At 60.8% G+C, this 21,801-nt stretch carries 26 protein-coding genes; 7 read left to right on the forward strand and 19 right to left on the reverse strand.

The features are described 5' to 3' along the window. Positions 1–254: 254 nt before the first annotated feature. The 7 genes from BUS06_RS20400 to BUS06_RS20430 form a co-directional block, all read right to left on the reverse strand. On the reverse strand, positions 255–845 hold the full coding sequence (locus tag BUS06_RS20400; RefSeq protein ID WP_074266267.1) for a BPSL1445 family SYLF domain-containing lipoprotein: 591 nt from the start codon (positions 843–845) through the stop codon (positions 255–257). Positions 846–953: 108 nt separating this feature from the next. Beyond that, entirely contained in the window at positions 954–1,133 is a 180-nt protein-coding gene (locus BUS06_RS20405) for a CsbD family protein (RefSeq protein WP_074266268.1), read from the reverse strand. Positions 1,134–1,401: 268 nt separating this feature from the next. Then, positions 1,402–1,590 (reverse strand): hypothetical protein, encoded by a 189-nt coding sequence (locus tag BUS06_RS20410; protein ID WP_074266269.1) that lies wholly within the window; start codon positions 1,588–1,590, stop codon positions 1,402–1,404. Between the two features lie 142 nt (positions 1,591–1,732). Beyond that, positions 1,733–2,116: a DUF4148 domain-containing protein gene (locus BUS06_RS20415; protein ID WP_074266270.1), complete on the reverse strand. Its 384-nt coding sequence runs from the start codon at positions 2,114–2,116 to the stop codon at positions 1,733–1,735. A 58-nt stretch (positions 2,117–2,174) separates the two neighbouring features. Next, positions 2,175–2,516: a DUF4148 domain-containing protein gene (locus BUS06_RS20420; RefSeq protein ID WP_074266271.1), complete on the reverse strand. Its 342-nt coding sequence runs from the start codon at positions 2,514–2,516 to the stop codon at positions 2,175–2,177. Between the two features lie 145 nt (positions 2,517–2,661). Then, on the reverse strand, positions 2,662–2,928 hold the full coding sequence (locus BUS06_RS20425; protein ID WP_074266272.1) for a DUF4148 domain-containing protein: 267 nt from the start codon (positions 2,926–2,928) through the stop codon (positions 2,662–2,664). A gap of 249 nt (positions 2,929–3,177) precedes the next feature. Beyond that, the gene (locus BUS06_RS20430) at positions 3,178–4,116 is read right to left on the reverse strand and encodes a hypothetical protein (protein ID WP_074266273.1); all 939 of its coding nucleotides are present in this window, start codon (positions 4,114–4,116) and stop codon (positions 3,178–3,180) included. Positions 4,117–4,464: 348 nt separating this feature from the next. On the opposite strand from BUS06_RS20430, the gene BUS06_RS20435 reads away from it, so the two are divergent. Then, complete coding sequence (locus BUS06_RS20435; protein ID WP_074266274.1) at positions 4,465–5,154, forward strand: O-methyltransferase; 690 nt, start codon at positions 4,465–4,467, stop codon at positions 5,152–5,154. On the opposite strand, the gene BUS06_RS37495 is transcribed toward BUS06_RS20435, so the two are convergent. Beyond that, positions 5,151–5,387 carry a hypothetical protein gene (locus BUS06_RS37495; RefSeq protein WP_143787622.1) on the reverse strand — a complete coding sequence of 79 codons (237 nt, stop codon included), beginning with the start codon at positions 5,385–5,387 and terminating at the stop codon, positions 5,151–5,153. The genes BUS06_RS20435 and BUS06_RS37495 overlap by 4 nt on opposite strands. 517 nt (positions 5,388–5,904) lie before the next feature. Here BUS06_RS37495 and BUS06_RS20440 point away from each other — a divergent pair. From BUS06_RS20440 to BUS06_RS20450, 3 genes are all read left to right on the forward strand, one after another. Continuing rightward, positions 5,905–6,999: a porin gene (locus BUS06_RS20440; protein ID WP_074266275.1), complete on the forward strand. Its 1,095-nt coding sequence runs from the start codon at positions 5,905–5,907 to the stop codon at positions 6,997–6,999. A 184-nt stretch (positions 7,000–7,183) separates the two neighbouring features. Next, positions 7,184–7,783 carry a glutathione S-transferase family protein gene (locus tag BUS06_RS20445; RefSeq protein ID WP_074266276.1) on the forward strand — a complete coding sequence of 200 codons (600 nt, stop codon included), beginning with the start codon at positions 7,184–7,186 and terminating at the stop codon, positions 7,781–7,783. 131 nt (positions 7,784–7,914) lie between these two features. Then, complete coding sequence (locus tag BUS06_RS20450) at positions 7,915–8,508, forward strand: LysE family translocator (RefSeq protein WP_074266277.1); 594 nt, start codon at positions 7,915–7,917, stop codon at positions 8,506–8,508. A gap of 25 nt (positions 8,509–8,533) precedes the next feature. Here BUS06_RS20450 and BUS06_RS20455 read toward each other — a convergent pair whose 3' ends face one another. Beyond that, a complete protein-coding gene (locus BUS06_RS20455; protein WP_074269207.1) occupies positions 8,534–9,373 on the reverse strand; it encodes an AraC family transcriptional regulator in 840 nt (279 codons plus the stop codon). Between the two features lie 78 nt (positions 9,374–9,451). Then, positions 9,452–10,258, reverse strand: coding sequence for an alpha/beta fold hydrolase (locus BUS06_RS20460; RefSeq protein ID WP_074266278.1), 807 nt, complete (start codon positions 10,256–10,258; stop codon positions 9,452–9,454). A 485-nt stretch (positions 10,259–10,743) separates the two neighbouring features. Between BUS06_RS20460 and BUS06_RS20465 the strand changes: the two genes are divergently transcribed. Continuing rightward, positions 10,744–10,983, forward strand: coding sequence for a hypothetical protein (locus tag BUS06_RS20465; protein WP_074266279.1), 240 nt, complete (start codon positions 10,744–10,746; stop codon positions 10,981–10,983). Between the two features lie 41 nt (positions 10,984–11,024). Next, complete coding sequence (locus BUS06_RS20470) at positions 11,025–11,279, forward strand: H-NS family nucleoid-associated regulatory protein (RefSeq protein WP_074266280.1); 255 nt, start codon at positions 11,025–11,027, stop codon at positions 11,277–11,279. A gap of 24 nt (positions 11,280–11,303) precedes the next feature. Here the strand turns inward: BUS06_RS20470 and BUS06_RS20475 are convergent, their stop codons facing one another. From BUS06_RS20475 to BUS06_RS20490, 4 genes are all read right to left on the reverse strand, one after another. Then, the gene (locus BUS06_RS20475) at positions 11,304–11,852 is read right to left on the reverse strand and encodes a glutathione peroxidase (protein ID WP_074266281.1); all 549 of its coding nucleotides are present in this window, start codon (positions 11,850–11,852) and stop codon (positions 11,304–11,306) included. An 84-nt stretch (positions 11,853–11,936) separates the two neighbouring features. After that, the gene (locus BUS06_RS20480) at positions 11,937–13,394 is read right to left on the reverse strand and encodes an efflux transporter outer membrane subunit (RefSeq protein WP_074266282.1); all 1,458 of its coding nucleotides are present in this window, start codon (positions 13,392–13,394) and stop codon (positions 11,937–11,939) included. A gap of 7 nt (positions 13,395–13,401) precedes the next feature. Then, on the reverse strand, positions 13,402–14,991 hold the full coding sequence (locus tag BUS06_RS20485; protein ID WP_074266283.1) for an MDR family MFS transporter: 1,590 nt from the start codon (positions 14,989–14,991) through the stop codon (positions 13,402–13,404). Between the two features lie 19 nt (positions 14,992–15,010). Then, positions 15,011–16,132: an HlyD family secretion protein gene (locus BUS06_RS20490; RefSeq protein WP_074266284.1), complete on the reverse strand. Its 1,122-nt coding sequence runs from the start codon at positions 16,130–16,132 to the stop codon at positions 15,011–15,013. A 105-nt stretch (positions 16,133–16,237) separates the two neighbouring features. Here BUS06_RS20490 and BUS06_RS20495 point away from each other — a divergent pair, with 105 nt between their 5' ends. Continuing rightward, the gene (locus BUS06_RS20495; RefSeq protein WP_074266285.1) at positions 16,238–17,008 is read left to right on the forward strand and encodes a CerR family C-terminal domain-containing protein; all 771 of its coding nucleotides are present in this window, start codon (positions 16,238–16,240) and stop codon (positions 17,006–17,008) included. On the opposite strand, the gene BUS06_RS20500 is transcribed toward BUS06_RS20495, so the two are convergent. The 5 genes from BUS06_RS20500 to BUS06_RS20520 are packed head-to-tail and all read right to left on the reverse strand — an operon-like array spanning position 16,949 to position 21,790. Next, positions 16,949–18,091 (reverse strand): NAD(P)/FAD-dependent oxidoreductase, encoded by a 1,143-nt coding sequence (locus tag BUS06_RS20500; protein ID WP_074266286.1) that lies wholly within the window; start codon positions 18,089–18,091, stop codon positions 16,949–16,951. The genes BUS06_RS20495 and BUS06_RS20500 overlap by 60 nt on opposite strands. Continuing rightward, on the reverse strand, positions 18,084–19,478 hold the full coding sequence (locus tag BUS06_RS20505; RefSeq protein ID WP_074266287.1) for an FAD/NAD(P)-dependent oxidoreductase: 1,395 nt from the start codon (positions 19,476–19,478) through the stop codon (positions 18,084–18,086). The genes BUS06_RS20500 and BUS06_RS20505 overlap by 8 nt, the downstream gene beginning before the upstream one ends. Next, a complete protein-coding gene (locus tag BUS06_RS20510) occupies positions 19,468–19,842 on the reverse strand; it encodes a (2Fe-2S)-binding protein (RefSeq protein ID WP_074266288.1) in 375 nt (124 codons plus the stop codon). The genes BUS06_RS20505 and BUS06_RS20510 overlap by 11 nt, the downstream gene beginning before the upstream one ends. A gap of 14 nt (positions 19,843–19,856) precedes the next feature. After that, positions 19,857–20,996 carry an NAD(P)/FAD-dependent oxidoreductase gene (locus tag BUS06_RS20515; protein WP_074266289.1) on the reverse strand — a complete coding sequence of 380 codons (1,140 nt, stop codon included), beginning with the start codon at positions 20,994–20,996 and terminating at the stop codon, positions 19,857–19,859. Continuing rightward, positions 20,993–21,790, reverse strand: a complete 798-nt coding sequence (locus BUS06_RS20520; RefSeq protein ID WP_074266290.1) for an ABC transporter permease — start codon at positions 21,788–21,790, stop codon at positions 20,993–20,995. Before BUS06_RS20520 ends, BUS06_RS20515 begins: the two co-directional genes overlap by 4 nt. Between the last annotated feature and the right edge of the window lie 11 nt (positions 21,791–21,801).

Here is a 21,801-nt window from a genome sequence, read left to right on the forward strand (position 1 = left end):
CGCATGATCCCGCCGCAACTGCAGGAAGCGATGACGCAGCGGATCGGCGCGACGGTGGTCAAGGTGGACGCGAGCCACGCGGCGATGCTATCGAAGGCGTCTTAAGCAGCAGCGGCGATTATCGAAGCGGCGCGTTCGGTCAAGTAACTGGCGAGGCAGGCGGCCAGGCAGCCGCAGTATGAAAAAACGGCGGGGCGATCGTGATCGCCCCGCCGTTTTTGCTGACACCTCCCCTCGAAGCCGAGGTCAGATGGTCAGATCATCAGCCGTGAAATCTTCGAGCCTTCCAGCGAGACACCTGCCATCAGCCCTTCGTTCGTCAGCACAAAAGCCTGCACCGGGCTCGTCGCAGTCGAGGTATCGACATCGCCATTGGCGCCCACCTTCAGCACGGCCACCGTTGCATCGGCGCCTGCGGCCCAGCCCTGGCTTTCGCGGAATTTGTTCAGCGCGTCCTGCGTCATGAACATCATCACGATCGCCTTGGATTGCGCACCAATCTGCAAACCGAACGAACCGGCAGCGATGCTGTAATAGCCTGAGGGTCGTCCGGCGACGCGCAGCGCGCCTTGGCCATATTGGCCGCCGACCCAGAAGCCGGCCGCGATAACCGATGGGAATACCAGTACGCCCTGCGATTTGGCGACGAGCTCATGCGAGCCATGCACCGTGTCATAGAGACGGGCCAGCGTGGAATCGACACCCGCATTGATGGTTTGACGCTTGCCTGCATCGGAAGATGCGCCGGTGTCTGATGACGGCGGAGTCGTCGTGCAGCCAGCTAACGCGAGACCCGTTGAGGCGAGCGCTACACTGGACGAGAGGATGAATTGTCGGCGACGCATGGTTGATTCCTTTGTTATGTGATGTGGTTGTGAAGCCGCGGTCGGTCGCACCGCGAACGGCAGCAACAGCAGTTGCCGATAAGCGGCGCCCGAGCTTCAGGCAGTGAATCAGCGGACCGTCTTTCTGATGCGCGCCTTCGCATTACCGAAGGACTGACGGATCCCGCCGGCCACCTGCTGCAAATCGCCCTTGATCTCCTGCGATCTGTTGCCGGTCGCCTTTCCGACTGCTTCATTCAGCTTGCCCTTGACCTTTTGGGCCGTGCCTTTGACCTGGTCCTTGTTCATGCAACCTCCTTGAATGATGAGCTAACTCTCGCGGCTGCCTCTTTACTGCAAAATGCGGGCCAAGTCGCAAAACGTACCGTTTCAAAGCCGCTGCACGGCACAACGCCCGCATAAGCGGGCATGAAATCAAGGGGATAAAGACGGGAGGGAAAGATACGCAGCGAAATGCCGATTCATCGGGCAGACAGGGAAAAACGACATCCGCCCGGTACGTCTTACGTGTGTGCTTGCGGGCACAAGCGAACCAGCCGGTCAAACGGCCCATCATCTAACGGGGTGGGCGCGTACCTGGCCGACGGTTCTTCCAGTTTTGCACCATTAACGCGACCACGCCGCCTAGCGCAAGCGTCGCCACATAGCCGGCCATCCGCACCACGCCCTCGCCATAGGAACCGGCAAATACGATGACAAGCGTCGCTGCCACAAAAAGTATGAGCAATCCGACCATCGGCTTCATCTAAAAATGCCTCCGCAGTGGGCTTCAGAACCGGCATCACAACTGAAATGAGAATCGCGATGGGTGAAACGCGCAAGTGCGGCAAACCCGGCAAAGTCGAACTGCGCTGCTAGCGCGATCCGGTCGCGATAGCTTACTCAACCTAGCCACCGGAATACAGCGAACAAAAACTGACCGGACCGACGCATGCAGCATTGCTCCCCGTACCATTCAACGGCGCACGAGTGCCGCTTTCACTGGATCCCGACGACGGGACGCCCATGCTGGTCGCTTCGGCCGCATCACCCGCAGTACTGTTTGCGACAGCTGCGCCGTTTTGCGCCGCGATTTTCGCTTCGGCAGCCTGAATGTCGGCCGGATAGTTCGGGTCGCCGGCAGCCGGACTATAGCCAGCCTGTTCGACGCGTACGAGGTCGGTGTATACCTGTGCCCGGGTGACCGGAGCGTTGGCGGATTGCGCAAAGCTAAGCGCGGGGCTCGCGAATGCGCAGGCAGCGAGAGTGAGACTGATGAACGTTTTCATGATGTAAATCTCCTTGCTTCAATGGGAGAGACCAGACAGGGACGGCAACCGGACGACGACCTTAGCTGCCGAAAAACGGTGTGCAGAAATCGACCGGACCCACACACGCTTCACCGGTTTTATTGCTGTTCATTCCCTTGTGTTGACCACCGGCGCTGGTACCCGACGTATCCGAACCGACGCCGCCGGTGTCCTGCTGCTTCAGGTGAGCGACCTGCTGCGCAAAGACCGGACTCACGTCGGGATATGACGCATCGGTCACGAAACGCGAGCCGTTGTTCTCCGCCTGAATCAGTTCCTGACGAACCTCGGCACGGGTCTTTTCCTGCGCAAAGGCATTCGAGAACACGCCGCTCGATGCGAGGACGGCAACTGACATGGTGATCATGGCAAGCTTTTTCATTTCTAACTCCTAACTAATATGGGTTTGAATTGGTTGAGAAATATGGCGATGCATTCATCAACTACTCATCAACGTTAACATCGAGACTGCGTCGGTTATTCCAGGATTTCAAAAACTATCTGTTGCACCAACTGGTTCCAGCCATTTAGTTCACAGTGCTACCATATGTAGAACCGTCAACGATCTTGCTGGTGTTTGCAGACGAATCCATCGCCTGTTGCCTCAACCGGGAGACCTCCTGCGCGTACACCGGGCTCACATCGGGATATGAAGAGTCGGTCACGTAGTTGAGGCCGTTCTGTTGCGCCTCGATCAGTTCCTGATACACCTGCGCACGTGTCTTCCCTTCAGCGAAAGCGCTAGACGAGGCAAGCACAGCAACAGACAACACCGCAAAAGCGATCTTCTTCATGATGAACTCCGGTGAATTTGGGTTGGCCTACACGAAGGAGAACCCGAGTTGCGCGGCGTTTATTCCCGGCGAACGGAGAAATGCACGAACGAGTGCGCCCGAACGCTACCCGCGGGCGAAAAAATCGGGAAGGGGAATAGAGCGGGTTGCGGACGTGTTAACGGATACGAACGGGCGTGCGCCCACCTTCATATGCCGCAATGCGGGCGCCGTTCAGCACAGGCTGCGCTGGCGACGCGCGCCGTCGTACTACCAGTTGAGCACCACCGGATGGCTGATCATGCTCGGCGCACCGCCGGGCCCGGCAGGGTCGGGGTTGCCGAAACGCGGCAAAGCGCCGTCTGTGCGGGCGCGTTCAATTTCCATCTCAACCTCGGCACGCGTCTTTGGGGCCTGACTGGCCACCGCCGGTAGCGAGGCCGGCTTTGCGTCGGATTGCGTCGTCTGCGTGGCCTGCGTGACAGGTGGAGAGAGCACAACAGATTGCGTGACGGGCGGTGCATCGACCACAGGCTGCGCGGGCCTGGGCGGCGAGGCAGTCACTGGCTGATTGACGGAAACGGAGCTTGAGACGTCGCTAGAGGCATCGTTCCTTGCGCTTACGCTCGGGTTCGGCGCGATTTCAACGCCAGTTGCATGCCTGCCCTGTTCATATTGCGGCCCGCTACCTGCATCTGCCTGAATCGGTTGCGAGACGGTGCGGCCATGCCCGGTTCGCGACGCGGACCGCCATGCAGGGCGGCCGGAATGCGGCGCCGCCGGCGACCTGAGCGGATTTTCGACCACGGCAGGCGCATGATTCGTGGCACCTTCGCGCGCCTGCAATTCTGTTTGAAGCGCTGCGATTCGCGGATCATCCTTGTAAAGCGACTGCTCGGCGCCCAGCAATACCCTGGCGGAACCAAGATCGTTGCGTTGCAGGCTCGCGCGAATCGCATCGAGAACCTGGGTCAGACTGGCATCTGCAGTCGTGCCCGGCGCAAGCGACACCTTTCCGCTGGCCAGCGTGGCCGGCCGTGAACCCACTGGCGAGTCGGCGGCAGGCACGTCGCGACGTTCAAAAACGGCAGAATCCCCGAACAGGTCCCCTTTCCGTTGACCCAGCGTAAAAGCTGCCACCGCAAGAGCGCCCAACAACAGGCTGGTGAGAATCGTTACTTTTGGGTTGCCAATCGGGTTCGTGATCATGACGTCAGTTCCGTAAAGCCCTCGATAGGTTATGCCTCTACCTGGGTTACGTACGGTGTCACGCATCAATTGGATGCGACAAGTTTTAGTCGGTATCCGCCACGATGAAGGTTGCGGGCGCATCTATTCGATGCGATGGGGAACGTCGAACGCCGCTATTCTTCAGTCTATTCGGATGCGTCAAAGTTCGACCGCGGTGGGCCAAAAGTAGAGCATGCAGCGTCTGCCAAACTCTATCCCAGTTGCAAAGCATCCGCGAATGCCTCCCAACCTCGCCTGTCATACCCCGATAAACTACCCTGCACACAGCAAAACGTTAAGTTCAGGATCTCACGAACGGAGAATTCGATGATTACCGACACATGGAACGCTGTAGACGACTACTTTTCTCGAGGACTCGTCAAGTCTGACACGGCGCTCGACGCCGCGCTGGAAGCCAGCACCAAAGCAGGCCTGCGAGCCATCAACGTAGCGCCCAATCAGGGCAAGTTTCTCAACCTGCTCGCAAAGATACACGGCGCGCGACGGATTCTCGAACTCGGCACGCTAGGTGGGTATAGCGCCATCTGGCTTGCAAGAGCGCTGCCCGAAGATGGCAGCATGATTTCGCTGGAAGCCAACCCGGACAATGCCGATGTCGCGAGAAAGAATATCGCGGCTGCCGGACTGGCAAACAAGGTCTCCGTGATTACCGGTCTTGCGGCCGAAAGTCTCGAGCAGATGATCCAGAGCAAGACGCCTCCGTTCGACTTTATCTTTCTCGATGCCGACAAAAGCAGCTACCCCGAATACTTGCGGCTCACGCTGCGGTTATCGCGGCCGGGAACGGTCATCGTCGCGGACAACGTCGTGCGCGACGGCAAGCTCGTCGACCCGCAGAACAACGAACCGGATGTGCTCGGCGTGCGGGAGTTTTTCCACATGCTCACCGCAATGCCGGGAACTGAAAGTACGGCGGTTCAAACGGTGGGCTCGAAAGGTTACGACGGTTTTTCCATAACGATCGTCTCCGCGCCACCAACGGACGTCGGCAGCTAACGAGCATTGCGCGCCAGGAGAGTGGTCGCTCCCAGATGAGTCCAGCAACTATCGAACGGGCGACCGCTTGCGTCAGGCTTTATGTTGCGAACCGGCACGCCAAAACCATTGTGGATCCCTAAGGTAATTGTGGAAAAATCCTTACCAAAAATTGCATTCATCCCGTTGGGCAGACAAGATTGCGATCTCTTTTCTTTAGTATCTTTTCTGCTTATTGCCATGTCATCACTCATCCTCAGCGTCCCTGTTCCATCCAGGCCCCTGACGCCGTGTTAAGCCCTTATCCCAACGGCGCTTTGCCCTCTCTTTGTTTCATCAATCCATAGCACAAAAGCTATCGTGAACCTCTATTCGCCTTTCGAATGTGGTTAACCCGCACTTCCCGATCGCGGTCAGTTTTCGATATCTTCGCTTCCTAACAAAATCATGATTCGTATTCGATGGAATCGGATACGGAAAAGTATTTCGGGGATGCGTATGTTAGCTGCAGGACTTATCGACATCACAGCGCTCATCGACGCTCGCAGGATGTCGACACATCAATGGCGAGTCATCGAGACCGTCGCCGCCTGCTTGCCTGGTAGCCTTTTGTCTTCACGCTAAGAGCTCTTCGCCGGGCTCGCCTCTTGAGGCGAGCCGCGATCCGCTTCGTCACCCAGAAAGTGACCTTTCACCGGCTTTCCCCAAGAAAGATAAAGAAATAATTTATTCGATCTGTAGTACTAAGAGCACGCAAGGAGATCTTCAAGCATGAAAAAGAAACAGATTACGTTAGCCATCCTCGCCGCTGCCTGCGCGACGACGGCAGCACACGCGCAGAGCAGCGTCACGCTCTTCGGCATGGTCGATACCGGTGTCACCTACGTCAGCAACGAGTCCGGCAAACGAAACGTCAAGATGGACGACGGCGTCAATGGACCGAATCTTTGGGGTTTCCGCGGCGTTGAGGACCTCGGCGGCGGCACCAAGGCTGTCTTCGAACTGGTCGATCAGTTCGAGCTCGACAACGGTGCATTCATGCCGAATTCGAGCCTGTTTAGCCGGACTTCGTTTGTCGGACTGGTGAACGACAAATTCGGTAAAGTCACCGCCGGCAACCAGTACGACTTCATGACCGACTCGCTGTATTTTGCGGGCGATGATCCGGCGGAGCTCTCGGGGCATTTTTACGACTTCCGCGCAGGCCCGTTCACGAAGCTCGACTTACCGAGCAATGCCACCGGAGCTTTCGACTGGGACCGCATGGCCGGCGAACGCGTAACGAATTCGGTCAAGTACGTCTCACCGGTTTTTGCCGGCTTGAGCGCCGGTGCGATGTATGGTTTTGGTGGTGTGGCAGGGTCGATCGGCGCGGGCAACTCCACGAGCTTCGCGCTTAACTATGCTGCCGGATCGTTCGGTGCCAACGCGGCTTATACCAACATCAAGTACTACACGGCGGGATCGCCGCAGGTCAGCGTGCGTAACTGGGGATTGGGCACGCACTACCGTTTCGGTGGCTGGGTCACGAACGCATTGTTCACCACGGTCCACAATTCCGCCAACGGTGGCGCGGTGTATGAAGGCTCATTCGGCGCGCACTATAACTTCACGCCGGCTTTGAGCGCAGGGGCGTCGTACATGTACATGAAAGGCAATGAAACCGTCGACAATAACCACGCTCACCAGATCGCGGGCATCGTCGACTATGCGCTCTCCAAGCGCACCGACGTGTACCTGCTTGGCGTGTATCAACGGGCCAATTCGGGAGCGGATGCGCAAATCAACGGCATGAACGATTCGGGCGATGAATCGGACAGCCCGAGTCAGGCTGTTGTCCGCATCGGCCTGCACACGCACTTCTAAGCTCTGGACTTGGCGGGAATGACGGCCGCGACCGCGCTGATGCGATCGCGGCCTTTATCACTAGAGGTGGTCGTCCGCTGCCTTTGACGAGACCTACTCGTAGAAGTCTTTATTGGGTATCAGACTGTGCGATGCGATACTGACATCAACCGATCAACTCGATTCATGTCGCGTACAAAGACACATGTCACTTACCATTTTCGGCACCAGCCGCTCGCGCGCACTCCGCGTTCTCTGGATGGCAAGCGAGCTTGGTCTCGCGTTTGAACACCATCCGCTCGACTGGCGAGACTGCCGGCAGAACGCGCAATATCGCCTGATCAACCCAGCCGGTACGATCCCTTCGATCTCCGACGATGGGTTCGTCCTCGCGGAGTCGCTGGCAATCAACCTGTATCTCGCGCAGAAGGCAGGCATGCTTTGGCCCGAAGGCATGAAAGACCAGGCGTTAGCCTCCCAATGGACGCTTTGGGTCGCGACTGCGATCGAGTCCGCTTATACGCAGTGGGCGTCCCACACCTATTGGCTGCCTGAGGCGGCGCGCGATGCCTCGCTGGCTGCATCGGCCGCCGCCGAAATGCGGGATCCGCTGGACCATCTGGAATCGGCGCTGGCGAGGTCCGAGTGGCTCGTCGGAGCCGCGTTCTCTGTGGCCGATCTAAACGTCGCCAGCGTCATCAGCACGGTGCGGCGTTTCGAACGGGAGAAGCGGCCGCACCTGATGAACTGGCTAGACCGCTGTTGCGCCCGTCCGGCATTTCAGCACGCTGTCAAACTGCCTTAGGCTTAAGCTCGCTCAACTGACTCATCCCGCCCATCCGCCCAACAAAATCACCAAAGGGTAGTTTTCTTCAATACGCATCCCCCCTCCCCCGATACCTTCGAGCCTTCAGATCGAACGTATCAAGGGGACCCATGAGCATCTTTCTTTCCATGGCAGCGTTTGCACTCGCTGCATCAATTTCACCCGGGCCGGTCAATATCGTCGCGCTCAGCACCAGCGCCCACTATGGACTGGCGGCAAGCATGCGGCATGTGACCGGCGCGACGGTCGGCTTTACGCTGCTGCTCCTGCTGATAGGCCTGGGACTGCGTGACGTGCTTGACCAGTGGCCGTGGTTGACACGATTCATCCAATGGGCGGGCGTAGCGTTTCTATTCTTCATGGCTTATAAGCTGGCCATCGACGATGGAAAGATGGGTGCGGACCGGCCCAAGGCAGCGCGAGGGCCGTCCGCGGTGTCTGGAGCCGCAATGCAGTGGCTCAATCCGAAAGCATGGCTAGCCTCCATTGCAAGCATGGGCGCCTATGCAGCTAACGGAGACCGGACTTTGATCTGGCAGTTCACCGCGCTTTACTTCGTGATCTGCTATGCGTCCATCGCTTGCTGGGCCTACGCAGGGTCGTTTCTGCGGCAGCATCTGCGCAATCCCGCCCGGGTGCGGATATTCAATCGCATCATGGCGCTACTGCTGGTTGCAAGCGCTATCTATCTGCTCGTAGCCTGAAAAGCGTTGGCGACGCGCGTCGCGCTCACCCCTTGTACTGCCCCGGGGTGGCTGCGACGAATTTCCTGAACGCCCGCTGTAAATGAGCCTGATCGGCAAAACCAGCTTCAACGGCTACCTCGGCGATCGCTCGCCCGCGTTTGAGTTGCGAGCGGCTATATTCGATGCGGCAATTAACCAGGTATGCGTGCGGCGTCATGCCGTAACGTTCCTTGAACGCACGAATCAGATAGGAGGCAGAGAGATCCGCCGCAGCGCAAATCTCATCCAGGCGCAGCGATTGAACGCAATTCTCCCTGATGTATTGGGCCGCGCGCGCGAGCTTGAGGTTAACGCTGCCGGTCGGCACCGGCGCAGGGGTCAGCGCGCGATACAGATCCGAAAAGAAATCGACGGCAACGCTTTGCTTTTGCAAAGTGTCCGAATCTTCATCGGTTAGCGCTGCATACAAACCGTTCAATCCGCCATAGAGACCCGCCTGCGTGGTCAGCGTAGATGAGAATGGGCGGAAATCGGCGCTCTGACTAACACCGAGGTCGCGCTGAAGCTTGCCCAGCCATGCGGCATCGACATAAAGCATACGGTACGACCAAGGTTGATCGCCGTCCGGATTACAGGCGTGGACTACTTCCGGATTGATGACCACCACTGACCCCGGCCCCGCACGTTCCACCACCTTGCCGTTCAGATAGGTGCTACGACCGCCTGTCACCGCCCCAATCGAAAACGTTTCGTGAGAATGCTTGCCATAGCACACCTTACGACCGTCTTCGACCGAACGCGCTTCGATAAATGGCAGCGCTTCATCGCGCCAGAAGATCTGGACCGTAGGCTCCTTCATCGGTGAGTTCGGACTGCTTTTCATGATCAGCGTTTTTTTAAACCCGGTATGCGGCACGGCAAAGCTCGATACGTCCAGCATGCCACAGAGCGCCACTTTGCGTCAGGCCGGAACCTTGCGAAGAAAATCGAGCATCACATCGTTGAACTGTGCGGGCCTTTGCAGCGGCGCAAAATGGCTTACACCCGGCATCAGGATCAACTCGGCCCGCGGAATACTGCGGGCCAGATACTCCGCATGTTCCGCCTTGATGAATTCATCATGCTCGCTTTGCACGATCACGACTGGCACTTGAATCTTCGCCAGGTCGCTAGCGGAGTAATTCGGCTGGGTCTTCATCATTTCGCCGACGGCGCCGACAAAGGCCTCGAACTGATCCGGCGTGGCTGACAATTGAGCATAGTCCGCAGCATGGCGTCCGAGGCACCGCTCGATGACCGGCGTCATAACGAATTTCTTCGTGCCGGTAGCGTCCATGTTGCAGCCAAAGAAGAAGACGCCGGCAACACGTTCAGGGGCTTTGGCGCCGAGGATCAACGCGGTGCACGCGCCGTCGCTCCAGCCCACTATGGCAGCTTTTTTCAGTTGCAGGACGTCCATGACGGCAAGCACATCGGACGCCATCAACTCGTAAGAATAGGGACGCGCATCACGCGTACTGCGGCCATGACCACGACTGTCGATCAACACGGCGCGATATCCCGAGCCGACCAGCGCAGGCACCTGCCAGCCCCAATTTCCGCTGTGGCCCAGGCCTCCATGCAGCAGAATCACCGGCGTGCCGGTTCCGTAGGTCGAGTACGCGATTCGCGCACCGTCGTGCTCCACAATTCCTTGATTGCTTGCCGCAGGTAACGGAGGTGCGCCATGCGCAGCAAAATTTTCGAGCTCGTCGTCGTACGGTTCCATGGCGGTTTTACCTGTATAGGCGTATACGGATGGAAGAATAACCGACTAACAGCAACATGGCACCCGGCCATTCGCGCGAAAATAAGACTCGCTGAATCCTGCGGATGGAACTGAACAAGTTAACACCGATCCAAAGAAGTTAACACCCCGGCGTGATATTTAACAACATTCCCCTGGCGCGCGGACGCGGTTCCTGGCAAGCTATGCAAACCGGTCGCTGTTCTCAGGCTTTTCTCCTGGCGTATCGCCAATTAAAGTGGTGTAATTAACATCATCTGCAGGTTGCCTGGGACTGCCATACTATTTGCTTCCAGTTGCAATGCAAGGCCAGCGCGCTAACCATCGCATCATCACGCATCACCTGATTTCGAAACGCAGAGAACCTGACCAGAATACGTCACCCCTGAGTAACGTCCCTGCGCCTTGCCCCTGAGAACAATCATCCTGTTTGATTTGAAGTTCGATTTAAAGAGTGGAGGTTTATTATGTCGACCCATGCGCACTCACGTGAAGCAAATGCTGCCGAACGATTCGTTCGTGCAACCAGGCAAGTAGATATTGCCTTTCGCGTAGTCAGAGGCGAGGACGTGCCGCAGAACCGGCACATCGAGCACTCCCTTGCGCTTCGCCAGCTCGAACAGGCGTTGGACGAACTCGCAGAGGCTCAGGATTTCTTCGACTCGGCGGTGGTCAAGATCGCCACGCAACCGAAGCGGACCAATTGATACCGTCCCGCTCGCTTTCGTTTCCTGGCCTATCAGAAACCATGTCCACGACGATTGAACGACTTGATGGCGAAGCGCGCGAACGTCTGATCCGCTGGATTCGCCACCGCATGGAAGAATTCGGCATTACGCTGCCGGCGCTCGCGGAGTCTCTCGAGTCCGACCAGAAAAGCGAACAGGCGGTGGCGTACCGGGACGCCTGGGGAAATACCTGGAACGGTAGCGGCAATCTGCCGGAGTGGCTGCAGCGGGCCGTCGCGGCCGGCCAAAGTATCGAACACTTCCGCTGCAGCTAACAGCTCTGGATCACACCGCCGGGTTTAGTGCTTTGCCAGTTCGGCGTCGATGGCCGCCAGCAGACGCGGGTCGTCAGCCGTGACGTCAGGGGCAAAGCGCCCCACTACGTCGCCGTTGCGGTTGATCAGAAACTTTTCGAAATTCCACAGCACGTCCGCCTGGTTCTCAGGGTTCACGCCGTAGCCCTTCAGCTTTTCGCGGAACGGGCCATCACCGGTTGCAACCGGCTGCTTTTCGGTCAGCGCCGCGTACAGCGGATGCTGGTCTTCGCCAAGCACGGAGATCTTCGAGAAGAGCGGGAAGTGCACGTCATACTGCGTGGAGCAGAACGAGGCGATCTCGTCATTGCTGCCGGGCTCCTGGCCTTTGAAGTTGTTAGCCGGGAAGCCCAGCACTTCGAGACCGTCGGCGTGCTTTGCCTGGTAGAGACTTTCCAGGCCGCTGTATTGCGGCGTGAGACCGCATTTGGAAGCAACATTGACCACCAGCAAGACTTTGCCGCGATAGTCGGCAAGGCTGCTGTCCTGACCGTCGATCGTTTTCAGGGGAATGTCGTGTAACGCTAATGCCATAAATCCTCCGTTGTCGCCTGGTGAGAAAAATAACGTGGGCGAGACAGAAGACTAACGGAGTTCTGCGTTTGCTGCCGGCGGTGCCTAGCCGGGGGTTTGCCACCCCAGCCCTAGACTCTTTTGCAGGGCCACGTAATCCTTGATTAACTGCGCTTCGCTCTGAATGCGGTTCTGCTCCGCCGAATAGCGGGTTCGCTCGGTATCGAGCCAATCGAGCGCCGTGGTCGTACCCGCGCGGTAGCGCTGCTCGGTCAGCACCGCGGCGTGCGTAGCGGAGTCTTCCACCTCGCGAAGGCTCACGGCGTTGTCGCGTTCGTGGCCGTAGCGCGAGAGCGCCACATCCGCGTCCTTCAGCGCGCCCAGCACCGTGCTCTCGTATTTCGCCTCGGCCTCGTCGCGGCCGGCCTTTGCCTGATCGACGCTCGCCTTCACACGGCCAAAATCGAATGCATTCCATTGCAGATAAGGCGCGGCAACCCACGTGTAACTGCTTTTGCGAAACAGATGACCGGGTTCGGACGCGCTAAAGCTCAGGTCGCCAAATAGCGTGACTTTCGGAAACCAATCCGCTTCGTGCTCGCCGATCTGCGCATTCTGCGAGGCAAGCCGCCGCTCGGCCGCGCGGATGTCGGGACGCTGACGCAACAGACGCCCTGGGTCGCCCACCGCCACCGTCGCCGGCAACGTGGGAAGCGGCTTCTGTGCCGACAGTTCGGCATCCAGCGCACCGGGCTCGCGGCCCGTGAGCACGGCGAGTTCGTCGAGCGATTCGGCCACCTGGGCGTCGAGCGGAATGATGCTCGCCTGGGTATTTTCGACCTGCGAGCGGATCCGTTCCACATCGAGATCCGAGGCCACGCCGCGCGCACGGCGCTGTTCGGTCAGCGTCAGAATGCGCGTTTCAAGCTCGGCGGATTCGTGGGCGATGCTCACGCGCTGCTGCTCATCGCGCAAGCCGACATACGCCTGCGCCACCTCGGCGGCGAGCTGCACATGCGCATCGGCGAGATCGGCCTGCGAGGCATCCGCCTCTGCCGACGCCGCTTCGATCGCCCGCCGCGTGCCGCCGAAAAGGTCGATTTCCCAACTGGCATCGAAGCCCGCGAGATAAAAACTGATCGGCCCGCTACCGCTCGAGGACGAACTCTGTCCGCCTTCGAGCGATGACAGATCCGGGGTAGGCGTGCGCAAATACGCGGCGCTACCCTGAACCTTGGGCAATTCGTTGCGCTGCTTCGCTGTGAGACCGGCGCGCGCCTCGCGGACGCGGGCCTCGGCGGCATGCAGATCGGGACTGTTCTTGAGCGCCGTATCGATCAATGCGTTCAGTTGCGCGTCATCGAGCGCGAGCCACCATTGAGCAGCCACAGGCGCCGTCGATACCGTGCCCTGCGGAGCCCGATTGAACGAGGTCACCTGCGCGGCGATCGGTGCGGCCTGCGGCGCGCCGTGGTAGTCGGGCCCCACCGTGCAGCCAGCCAGCGCCAGCGCGGCCGCCACGGGAAGCAGGCCGAAACAGAGAGCAGAGTTGAGTGACTTCATATTGTTTTCAGTGTCCTGCCGACGGTGTGCCGGCAGCCGGCTTCTTCAGAAAGAATGCGAGCGGAATGCACAGCAGCAGAGCCACGCCAAGCACATAGAAGGTTTCGGAATAGGTAATGACCACCGCCTGCATCTGCATCTGCGCGGTAAGCTGGCCGATTGCCTGAAGCTTCGCGTAGGCCATGTCGCCGGTCTGCGCGAAGAAACTCGCTGCGCTAGCCGTTAGGTGCTCCTGCCCGATCAGCGAGTTGGCGCTTAAAGAATCGCGGATCACATCTTCGTGGAACGTGTTGCGGCGGTCGATGAACGTGCCCAGCAACGCGAGTCCGACCGAACCGCCCAGGTTACGCGCCATGTTGTAGAGACCCGCAGCGTCACCGGCTTCCTCGCGCGGTACGGCCGCCATCGACGCCTGGTTGAGCGGCATCATCGCCAGCACCTGGCCCACGCCGCGCAGCAGTTGCGACCACGTGAAGTCATGGCCGACGCTTTGTGCGGTGAGCGAGATGTCGAGCATGCAGCTCGCGGCAAAGCAGCACAGCCCGGCGATCACCATCAGGCGCGTATCCACACGGCCCATGAGACGGGGCAGCACCGGCATCAGCAGAAACGCGGGCACGCCGGAGATGAGCATCACGCCGCCCGACTGCTCTGCGTTGTAGCCCGATACGTTGCTCAGGAACTGTGGCAGCAGATACGACACGCAGTAAAGACCCGCGCCCACCGTAAACACAATGAAGATGACGCTCGCGTAGCGCGTATTCTTCAGCAACGTCAGACGCACGATGGGCTTCTTCGCCACGACCTGCGCAATCACCAGCAACAGGATGCCCACCACCGATACGACGCTCAGCCACACGATCATCGACGATTCGAACCAGCGCTCGCGCTGCCCTTCCTCGAGCACGACGGTCAGCGAACTAAGCCCCGCCGCGAGCCCGACAATGCCGAGCCAATCGGCCTTGATGAACTGCGACCAGTCGGTGCGAGCGGTCTTAAGTCCCAGAAACAGCAGCACCACCAGTGCGCCGCCCACCGGAACGTTGACGAAGAAGCACCAGCTCCAGTCGATATTCTCCGCGAGCCAGCCGCCCACCACCGGACCGAGCAGCGGCCCGAGCAACACGATCAGGCCGAACATGGTCATGCCGATCGGCATCTGATGACGCGGCAGGCGCGTCGCCACAATCGTCTGCGCGGTCGGAATCATCGCGCCGCCCACAAAGCCCTGGCCGATTCGCCCCGCGATCATCTGCGGCAGGCTGTGCGAAACGCCGCACATGACCGAGAACAGCGTGAAGAGCGTCGCGTTGCCAAGCAGAAAATTTCGCAGTCCGAACACGCGCGTGAGCCACGCAGCAAGCGGGATCATCACGATTTCCGACATCAGGTAGCCGGTTGAAATCCACGTGCCTTCCGTGCCGGTCGCGCCGATTTGCCCTTGAATCTGCGGCAGCGCCGAATTCGTGATCGAGATGTCGAGCGTCGCCATCAAGGCGCCGAGCGCGCCGGCGGCCACGGCGATCCAGTCAGAGGCGGTGGCATTCGGCGGATGCGCCGGCTGCGCAGCGGATGCGTCTGCTCCGCTGCCCGGCATGCTTGCCGGCGTGCTGGAGTTAGCCACGTCCGTTTTCCCGTTCCATGCGCTCGGCGGTATCGCGGGCGCCGCGTGTGTCCACCTCCACGTTCACCGAGAGACCCGGCAGCAATACCTTGCGCGTTTCAGGACCGGCCGCGATGTGGATCTTCACCGGCACGCGCTGCACGATCTTCGTGAAGTTGCCGGTCGCGTTCTGCGCGGGCAACAACGCGAACTGCGAACCCGTGCCGGGCGAGAAGCTGTCCACGGTGCCGTGCAGATCTTCGCCCGGTAACGCGTCGACCCGGATCGTCGCCGGCTGACCAACCCGCATCAGGCCAATCTGCGTTTCCTTGAAATTGGCCGTCAGATACACGTCCTGCACCGGCACGATGGTCATCAGACGCGTGCCCGGCTGCACATACTGGCCGATGCGCACTGTGCGGTCGCCGACGCGACCCGCGATCGTGCTGCGTACCACGGTGTCCTGCTCGTCAAGCTGCGACTGTTGCGTGGAGGCGACGGCTGCGTCGAGTTGCGCATGAGCCTGCTGGATCTGCGCCTGCAGATTCGCGACCTGACGCTCGGCGACCTGCAGCGCTGCGGCGTCAGCGGCGCGCGTGGCAGTAGCCTGGCGAGCCGAGTTGCGCAGATCGGCCACACGTTCTTCGGTCTCTGCTCCCGTTGCGGCAAGCGGTTCGTAGCGCTTGACCTGGGCGAGCGCATGCGCCTCGTTCGACACCGCGCCATCGAGTTGCGCCCGCGCCTCGCCGATGCTCGCCTGCTGCTGCGCCAGTTCGGCCTCGCCGCGCAGAATGTCGGCCCGGCGCGCGGCCACGGTGGCGTTGGACTGTTCCAACGCCGCTTCGTACTGGCGGCTGTCGAGCCGCACGAGCGGCTGTCCGACCGCAACCGTCTGGTTGTCGCCAACCAACACTTCAGCCACGTACCCTGACACCTTGGGTGCAACAGTCATACTATCGGCTTGCAGGTAGGCGTCGTCAGTACCCTGGATAAAGCGTCCCACCGTCCACCAGCGCACGCCCCACGCGGCCGCGGCGATCAGGGCGATCAGCCCGGCCGCCATGAGTAGCCGGCGTGTGGGGGAGCGGCGCGCGGGCGCAGCTCCAGCTTCGTTGACGGGAAGGGTGGCCGACATGACGACTCCAGATTTTTTCCAATTGATATAATTATTCCAGTTGGCACATTTCTGTCAATTGATATATTTTTGCTTCACTTACAAAAGCTTCTGAGGATCCAACGGATGTCCCCTGCCCCGAGACATCGCCACGCAATCGATGGCGGCTACCAGCGCGGCGAAGAAACCCGCGCACGCATCGTCGACGCGGCGCTCGCGCTGTTCGGCGAATATGGCTTCGACGGCGCCTCGACGCGCGACATCGCCGAGCGCGCGGGCGTCAACGCACCGGCCATCGGCTATTACTTCGACAATAAGGAAGGGGTCTACCTGGCGTGCATCGAGCACATCGTCTCGCGGGTCTGGGCACAGATCCTCGAACCCGTCGAGGCAGCCGAGAAAGCGCTGGCGAACAATGTCGACGACGACGGGCTGATCGAAGCGTTCTGCGCGATCCAGGCAAGCATTGCCCAGTTCATGTTCACCTCGACCGAATCGGACGACTGGCGCCTGTTCATGGCGCGTGAGCAAGCCGGCCACGGTCCGTCATCGGGATTCGAGTTGATTGACAAAAAGATCAGTTGCCGCCTGACCAATATCAGCGCGACGATTGTCGGACGCCTGCTTGGACGTCCTGCAGATGATGAAGAGACGCTGATTCGCACGCTAACGCTCAACGGACCGGTCGTCGCGTTTCACATCCACGGGCGCAAATCGCTGAGAGTGCTGGGATGGGACGCTGTCGACGCAACCAGGCTCGCGACGCTGATGCGCATCATCAAGGAGCAAACGGTCACGCTCATGCGAAGCATGACCGCGTTGAGAGACAGGCAACCTTCAGGTGCACCCAAGGCGGCCGGCGTCAAAGCGATCAATAGCAAACGCGTCCAGCGGTAACGACGGAACGCCGTCCAGCACCAGTTCCGACACCAGCTTGCCGCAACCGGGGCCAAGCTGAAAACCGCTGCCGCAGTATCCGAACGAGTAAGTCAGATTCGACGCCTTGCGGCTCGGTGAAATCACCGGCAGCGAATCCTCGGTAAATGCTTCCACCCCGGCCCACGCGCGATTGACGCCGAGGTGGCGCAGATGCGGAAACAGGTCTACCACGGTATGCGCGCTTCTTACGAGACGCGCGAAGTCCACTTCGCCATGACGTCCCGGCAAATCAGCGATCCCGATCAGCTTGCCGCCGATCACGACCGTGCCATTATCGAACTGCTTGAACGACAAGGGCCTTCCCGTCGCGCCAAGCGTCGCCCGGCAGAATGGCGCAACGCGGTGCGTAACCATCAGCATCAGCCCTTCCGGATGCACCGGCACGGGCTCGCCAACTTGCCTCGCAAGCTCACCTGACCAGGCCCCTGCCGTGATCACCAGATGCTCCGCTGAAAAGAGGCCAGCGGGTGTGTGTGCGTACCAGCGCGTGCCACGCTGTTCGATCCGCTTGACGGGCGTGCCTTCATGAAAGACCGCTCCGCGTGCCTGCGCTGCGTGACGAAACGCCATGGTGGCGCGGTACGGCAACGCATAGCCATCGCGTTCGACCCAGATCGCGCCGGTCACATGCGGCGCGAGCGCCGGCTCCAGTTCGCGGACAGTTGCGCGGTCGATGATCTTTTCGTGAGTAAAGCCCTGTGCCTCGAGCGACGCAACGCGAGCGCGACACTCGTCGAGCTCGGCCTCGCTTTCGGCGATTTTCATCTGGCCCGAGGGCACGAAACCGGCATCATCGCCGGTGGTCGCGACGATGTTGTGCCAAATCTCGCGTGACATCAGCGCCAGCGGGATTTCCGGCAACGGCCGGCCGAGCGTGCGCACACCGCCCGCATTGACACCCGACGCATGGCGGCCAACGTAATCCGCTTCGAGCACCGTGACGCGCACGCCACGGCTCGCCAGATAGAACGCGCTGCTCGATCCGTGCAGTCCACCACCAATCACCAGCACGTCGGCTTCGTTGACCGCGGCGCTATTCACCGGCGAGTTCTCCGAGCGTGAGCGGTTTGATCGGTGGGCGGATACGGTAATAGCCGACCGTGGCAGGCGACACCTTGCGTGCCTCGGCGATCACTTCGGTCACGGTCAGCCCGCAAAGGCGTCCCTGGCACGGGCCCATCCCACAGCGGCCAAACGACTTGGCCTGATTCGGGCCCTGACAGCCGAGTTCCACGAAGCGACGCACGTCGCCAGCCGTCACCTCTTCGCAGCGGCACACCTGCACGTCGTCGTGCGGCACGCGGTTCTCGTCGCGCGGCCGGTACAAGGTATCGAGGAACGGACGGATACGCTTCACTTCCGCGAGGCGCCGCAACAACGGCGCCGCGTTATGGTTACGCGTCGCCTGATCGAGCGCGCCCAATTGCGCGGCAATCGCCAGCGCGCTCAGTTCGCCTTGCGCCTCGGCCGCTTGCGCGCCGGCGATCCCGCCACCGTCGCCTGCGACGAAGATACCGGCGACATCGAGCTCGCCCCATGCATCGGTCTGCGGCGTGAAGCACAATTGCGCGTCATCCCAATGATGCGTTGCGCGCAGAGACCAGCTGAACTGCGTGTTCGGCACGACGCCCTGATGCAACAGGAAAACGCTGGCCTCGATCCGTTGTGGCACGCCGCGCACTGAGAAGCTCAACGCGTGCGCCCGGTCGGTGCCATCATCACCCGGCGCGCCTTCGATGCGAAGATCGTCGGCACCCTCGTGAATCGGCACGCCCGCCTCGCGCAGCGCGCGGAGCAATTGCAAGCCCTTGGCCAGATACGGCCACGCCCGCAACGCCGAGATCATGTGACGCTTGGCACGCCAGCGGTCCTCATGACGCGTGGTGTCGACCAGCGCGCGAATCGGCACGCCCGCTCGCACGTATTGCCAACCAAGCAGATAGAGCAACGGCCCACAGCCGACCAGCACCGGCGGGTCAGCCGGCACCTCGCCGGCGCTCTTCAGCAGGATCTGCGCGGCGCCGGCGGTCAGCACACCTGGCAGCGTCCAGCCCGGTATCGGGAAGGGCCGCTCCAGCGCGCCAGTTGCAAGCACGACACGCTTCGCCTCGAAGCTCCCGGTTTTTCCATCCTTCAGATAATGCACGGAGCGCTCGCGCGTGACTTGCCAGACCGAGGCGTTCGGCTCATAACGCGCCCCACTGCGCGCGAATGCCTCCGCCAGCGCCGCGCCTGCGACGTAGTCCGGCCCAAGGATCTCGCGACGCTGCGCATCGCTGCGCTCGATCGCCCGATAGATCTGTCCTCCGACCGTCTCCTGCTCGTCGAGCAGCACCACCGACAGGCCCGCTCCCGCAGCCCGCGTCGCCGCAGCGAGCCCCGCAGGCCCCGCGCCGATCACCGCGACATCGACCGGTTCAACGAGCATCGGAATTCTCCTTGATGGATTGCGATGACGCCGGATCGGCGCTAAACGGCAAGTCGCGCGCGCCCTCCTGCGAGTGGATCCGCATGCCGTCCTGTACCGTCACCAGGCAGCTTTGCCGGCTCGGCACGCCATCGATTTCGACGAGACATTCGAAGCACGCGCCCATCATGCAATACGGCGCACGCGGCGCACCGGTAACCGGCGTAGCGCGAAAGCGCTGCACGCCGGCAGCGAGCAGCGCGGCCGCCACTGAGCGAGCGCCTGGCACCTCAAGCGGTTCATCGTTGAACCAGATATGGACGGTGGCCTCTGCGACGGCAGGCGCAAGCGGGGCAAGCACCCTGAAAAGCGGTTTGGAAGTCATATCAGCGTCGTGTATCAAGCATGACTAAGGATTTTCGCAGGCGAAAGGAACCGGCCACCGGGAAACGCGCCGAGCTCGTCAGGTATCGCGCCGCCCACGACCCAAGGGGCAATGCGTAGCGCGTGGGCGGCAGCCAGCGTCACGCCGCTGTGACAGGTGACAACAAACGCTCCCGGATACTGCGACGACTGCTCGTAGATCGGGAAGCTATCGGGGCTATACACGCGCAACGCCGCCCACATGCGCACCAAACGGACATCTTTCAGAAACGGAAAAGCTCTCACGCCGCGACGCGCGATTTTCGATAGCACATCGGTCGTCGTGAAGTCGTTGAAGCCGACCTCTTCCATCGAATCGCCCAGTTGCACAGAGCCCTCGTCGGTCTGCCGTACGTTGATCGTCGGATGATGCAGAAAAGGCGCGACGCGCTCGCTGACCAGTATCTGCCCGCGATTCGGTTTCACCGGCGCATGCAACCCGACCTGTGGCGCCAGCGAGCTGTTGCCGAGGCCCGCAGCCAGCACGATCCGCGGCGCGCGCCACACGCCGTTGCGTCCATGCGCGGCAAAGCCGCCCTCCTCCGGCGCAATGCGGCCGATCTGGCTGTTTCCGACCAGCGTCACGCCGCGCCGTTGCATCGCATCGTGCAACGCGCGCAACAGCTTGAGCGGATTCACGTGGCCGTCCATCGGCGTGTAGCTTGCGCCGATCACCTCCGGTCCGATTGCAGGCAAACGCTCACGCAGTTCTTTGGCATCGAGCAGTTGATAGGGGTAATCGCCGCCTAACTCCGCCTTCAATATGCCGAGGCGCTTGTCGCGTTCGGCCAGTTCCTCGTCCGAGAAGCAGATGTGAAAGCCGCCCGGTTGCCGCAACGCTACGTCGATGCCGGTGTCCTCCAGCAACGCTGCCGCAAGCGCCGGCCAGCGTTCAGCCGAGCTGCGTGTCCAGCGCGCGTAAGGGGACAGGCCATAGCCTTTGCCTTGCACCCACACCAGACCGAAGTTGCCGCGCGAAGCGCGAAAGCCACCATCGCCTTCATCGAGCACGGTTACCTTTGCACCTTCTCTGGTAAGTCCATACGCCACCGCCGTACCGACCAGCCCGCCGCCTACCACCAGCACGTCGGGACTTTCGGCTCCATCAACTGTCATCGTGTTTCTCCGATCAGGACGCGGTCCAGACCGACCATCCGGTCCAGCACCAGCATCAGGACAACCGTGCCGGCGATCAACACCGTCGACACGGACGCCACCAAAGGATCGATCGTTTGCGCGATCTGGTTGTACATCGCGACAGGCAGCGTGGTCGTGCCCGGCGTCGCGACAAAAATGGTCATGGTCAATTCGTCGAAGCTTTGAATGAAGGACAACACCCAGCCGCCGACCACGCCTGTACGGATCATCGGCAGCACGACGCGGCGAAACGCGGTGAAGCGGCTCGCGCCGCATGAAAGCGCGGCACGCTCAGCGTCGCGATCGAGACCGACTGCCGACGACAACGCGAGCCGCAATGCATACGGCACCACGATGATCACGTGAGTCGCACACAGCGCCCAGAACGATCCGCCGAGCCCGAGCAGGCTCAGAAAACGCAGGAACGCGATACCGAGCACGACGGCGGGAATCATCATCGGCGAAAGGAAAAAGCCGGCGAGTGCGCCGCGCCCCGGAAAGCGATAACGTGCGATCGCGAGAGCCGCGGGCACCGCGAGCGCGACGCCGAGCGTCGCCGCCACCAGCGCAAGCCGTACGGACAGCCAGAATGCGTCGACGATGTCCTCGTTCTCGAGGATCGCTCTGAACCAGCGCAGCGATGCGCCATCGAACGGCATCGAGATATAACCCCTGTCGGTGAACGACACCGCTACTACCACCACGAGCGGCGCAAGGATAAACGCGAGAAACAGCGCGTTGAACAGGAGACCCCAGAATCCGTTTTGTTTCATGGCGTCCTCCC

This window comes from Paraburkholderia phenazinium (assembly GCF_900141745.1).
GTDB lineage: Bacteria > Pseudomonadota > Gammaproteobacteria > Burkholderiales > Burkholderiaceae > Paraburkholderia > Paraburkholderia phenazinium_B.

Excerpts from the sequence above, each read along its gene's own strand:
- BUS06_RS20495 (WP_074266285.1), top strand. The coding sequence starts at position 16,238 with ATGTCCCCTGCCCCGAGACATCGCCACGCAATCGATGGCGGCTACCAG.
- BUS06_RS20485 (WP_074266283.1), bottom strand. The coding sequence starts at position 14,991 with ATGCCGGGCAGCGGAGCAGACGCATCCGCTGCGCAGCCGGCGCATCCG.
- BUS06_RS20475 (WP_074266281.1), bottom strand. The coding sequence starts at position 11,852 with ATGGCATTAGCGTTACACGACATTCCCCTGAAAACGATCGACGGTCAG.
- BUS06_RS20430 (WP_074266273.1), bottom strand. The coding sequence starts at position 4,116 with ATGATCACGAACCCGATTGGCAACCCAAAAGTAACGATTCTCACCAGC.
- BUS06_RS20435 (WP_074266274.1), top strand. The coding sequence starts at position 4,465 with ATGATTACCGACACATGGAACGCTGTAGACGACTACTTTTCTCGAGGA.
- BUS06_RS20455 (WP_074269207.1), bottom strand. The coding sequence starts at position 9,373 with ATGAAAAGCAGTCCGAACTCACCGATGAAGGAGCCTACGGTCCAGATC.
- BUS06_RS20425 (WP_074266272.1), bottom strand. The coding sequence starts at position 2,928 with ATGAAGAAGATCGCTTTTGCGGTGTTGTCTGTTGCTGTGCTTGCCTCG.
- BUS06_RS20450 (WP_074266277.1), top strand. The coding sequence starts at position 7,915 with ATGAGCATCTTTCTTTCCATGGCAGCGTTTGCACTCGCTGCATCAATT.
- BUS06_RS20420 (WP_074266271.1), bottom strand. The coding sequence starts at position 2,516 with ATGAAAAAGCTTGCCATGATCACCATGTCAGTTGCCGTCCTCGCATCG.
- BUS06_RS20445 (WP_074266276.1), top strand. The coding sequence starts at position 7,184 with ATGTCACTTACCATTTTCGGCACCAGCCGCTCGCGCGCACTCCGCGTT.
- BUS06_RS20505 (WP_074266287.1), bottom strand. The coding sequence starts at position 19,478 with ATGCTCGTTGAACCGGTCGATGTCGCGGTGATCGGCGCGGGGCCTGCG.
- BUS06_RS20460 (WP_074266278.1), bottom strand. The coding sequence starts at position 10,258 with ATGGAACCGTACGACGACGAGCTCGAAAATTTTGCTGCGCATGGCGCA.
- BUS06_RS20410 (WP_074266269.1), bottom strand. The coding sequence starts at position 1,590 with ATGAAGCCGATGGTCGGATTGCTCATACTTTTTGTGGCAGCGACGCTT.
- BUS06_RS20520 (WP_074266290.1), bottom strand. The coding sequence starts at position 21,790 with ATGAAACAAAACGGATTCTGGGGTCTCCTGTTCAACGCGCTGTTTCTC.
- BUS06_RS20480 (WP_074266282.1), bottom strand. The coding sequence starts at position 13,394 with ATGAAGTCACTCAACTCTGCTCTCTGTTTCGGCCTGCTTCCCGTGGCG.
- BUS06_RS20465 (WP_074266279.1), top strand. The coding sequence starts at position 10,744 with ATGTCGACCCATGCGCACTCACGTGAAGCAAATGCTGCCGAACGATTC.
- BUS06_RS20440 (WP_074266275.1), top strand. The coding sequence starts at position 5,905 with ATGAAAAAGAAACAGATTACGTTAGCCATCCTCGCCGCTGCCTGCGCG.
- BUS06_RS37495 (WP_143787622.1), bottom strand. The coding sequence starts at position 5,387 with ATGAGTGATGACATGGCAATAAGCAGAAAAGATACTAAAGAAAAGAGA.
- BUS06_RS20470 (WP_074266280.1), top strand. The coding sequence starts at position 11,025 with ATGTCCACGACGATTGAACGACTTGATGGCGAAGCGCGCGAACGTCTG.
- BUS06_RS20510 (WP_074266288.1), bottom strand. The coding sequence starts at position 19,842 with ATGACTTCCAAACCGCTTTTCAGGGTGCTTGCCCCGCTTGCGCCTGCC.
- BUS06_RS20515 (WP_074266289.1), bottom strand. The coding sequence starts at position 20,996 with ATGACAGTTGATGGAGCCGAAAGTCCCGACGTGCTGGTGGTAGGCGGC.
- BUS06_RS20405 (WP_074266268.1), bottom strand. The coding sequence starts at position 1,133 with ATGAACAAGGACCAGGTCAAAGGCACGGCCCAAAAGGTCAAGGGCAAG.
- BUS06_RS20400 (WP_074266267.1), bottom strand. The coding sequence starts at position 845 with ATGCGTCGCCGACAATTCATCCTCTCGTCCAGTGTAGCGCTCGCCTCA.
- BUS06_RS20490 (WP_074266284.1), bottom strand. The coding sequence starts at position 16,132 with ATGTCGGCCACCCTTCCCGTCAACGAAGCTGGAGCTGCGCCCGCGCGC.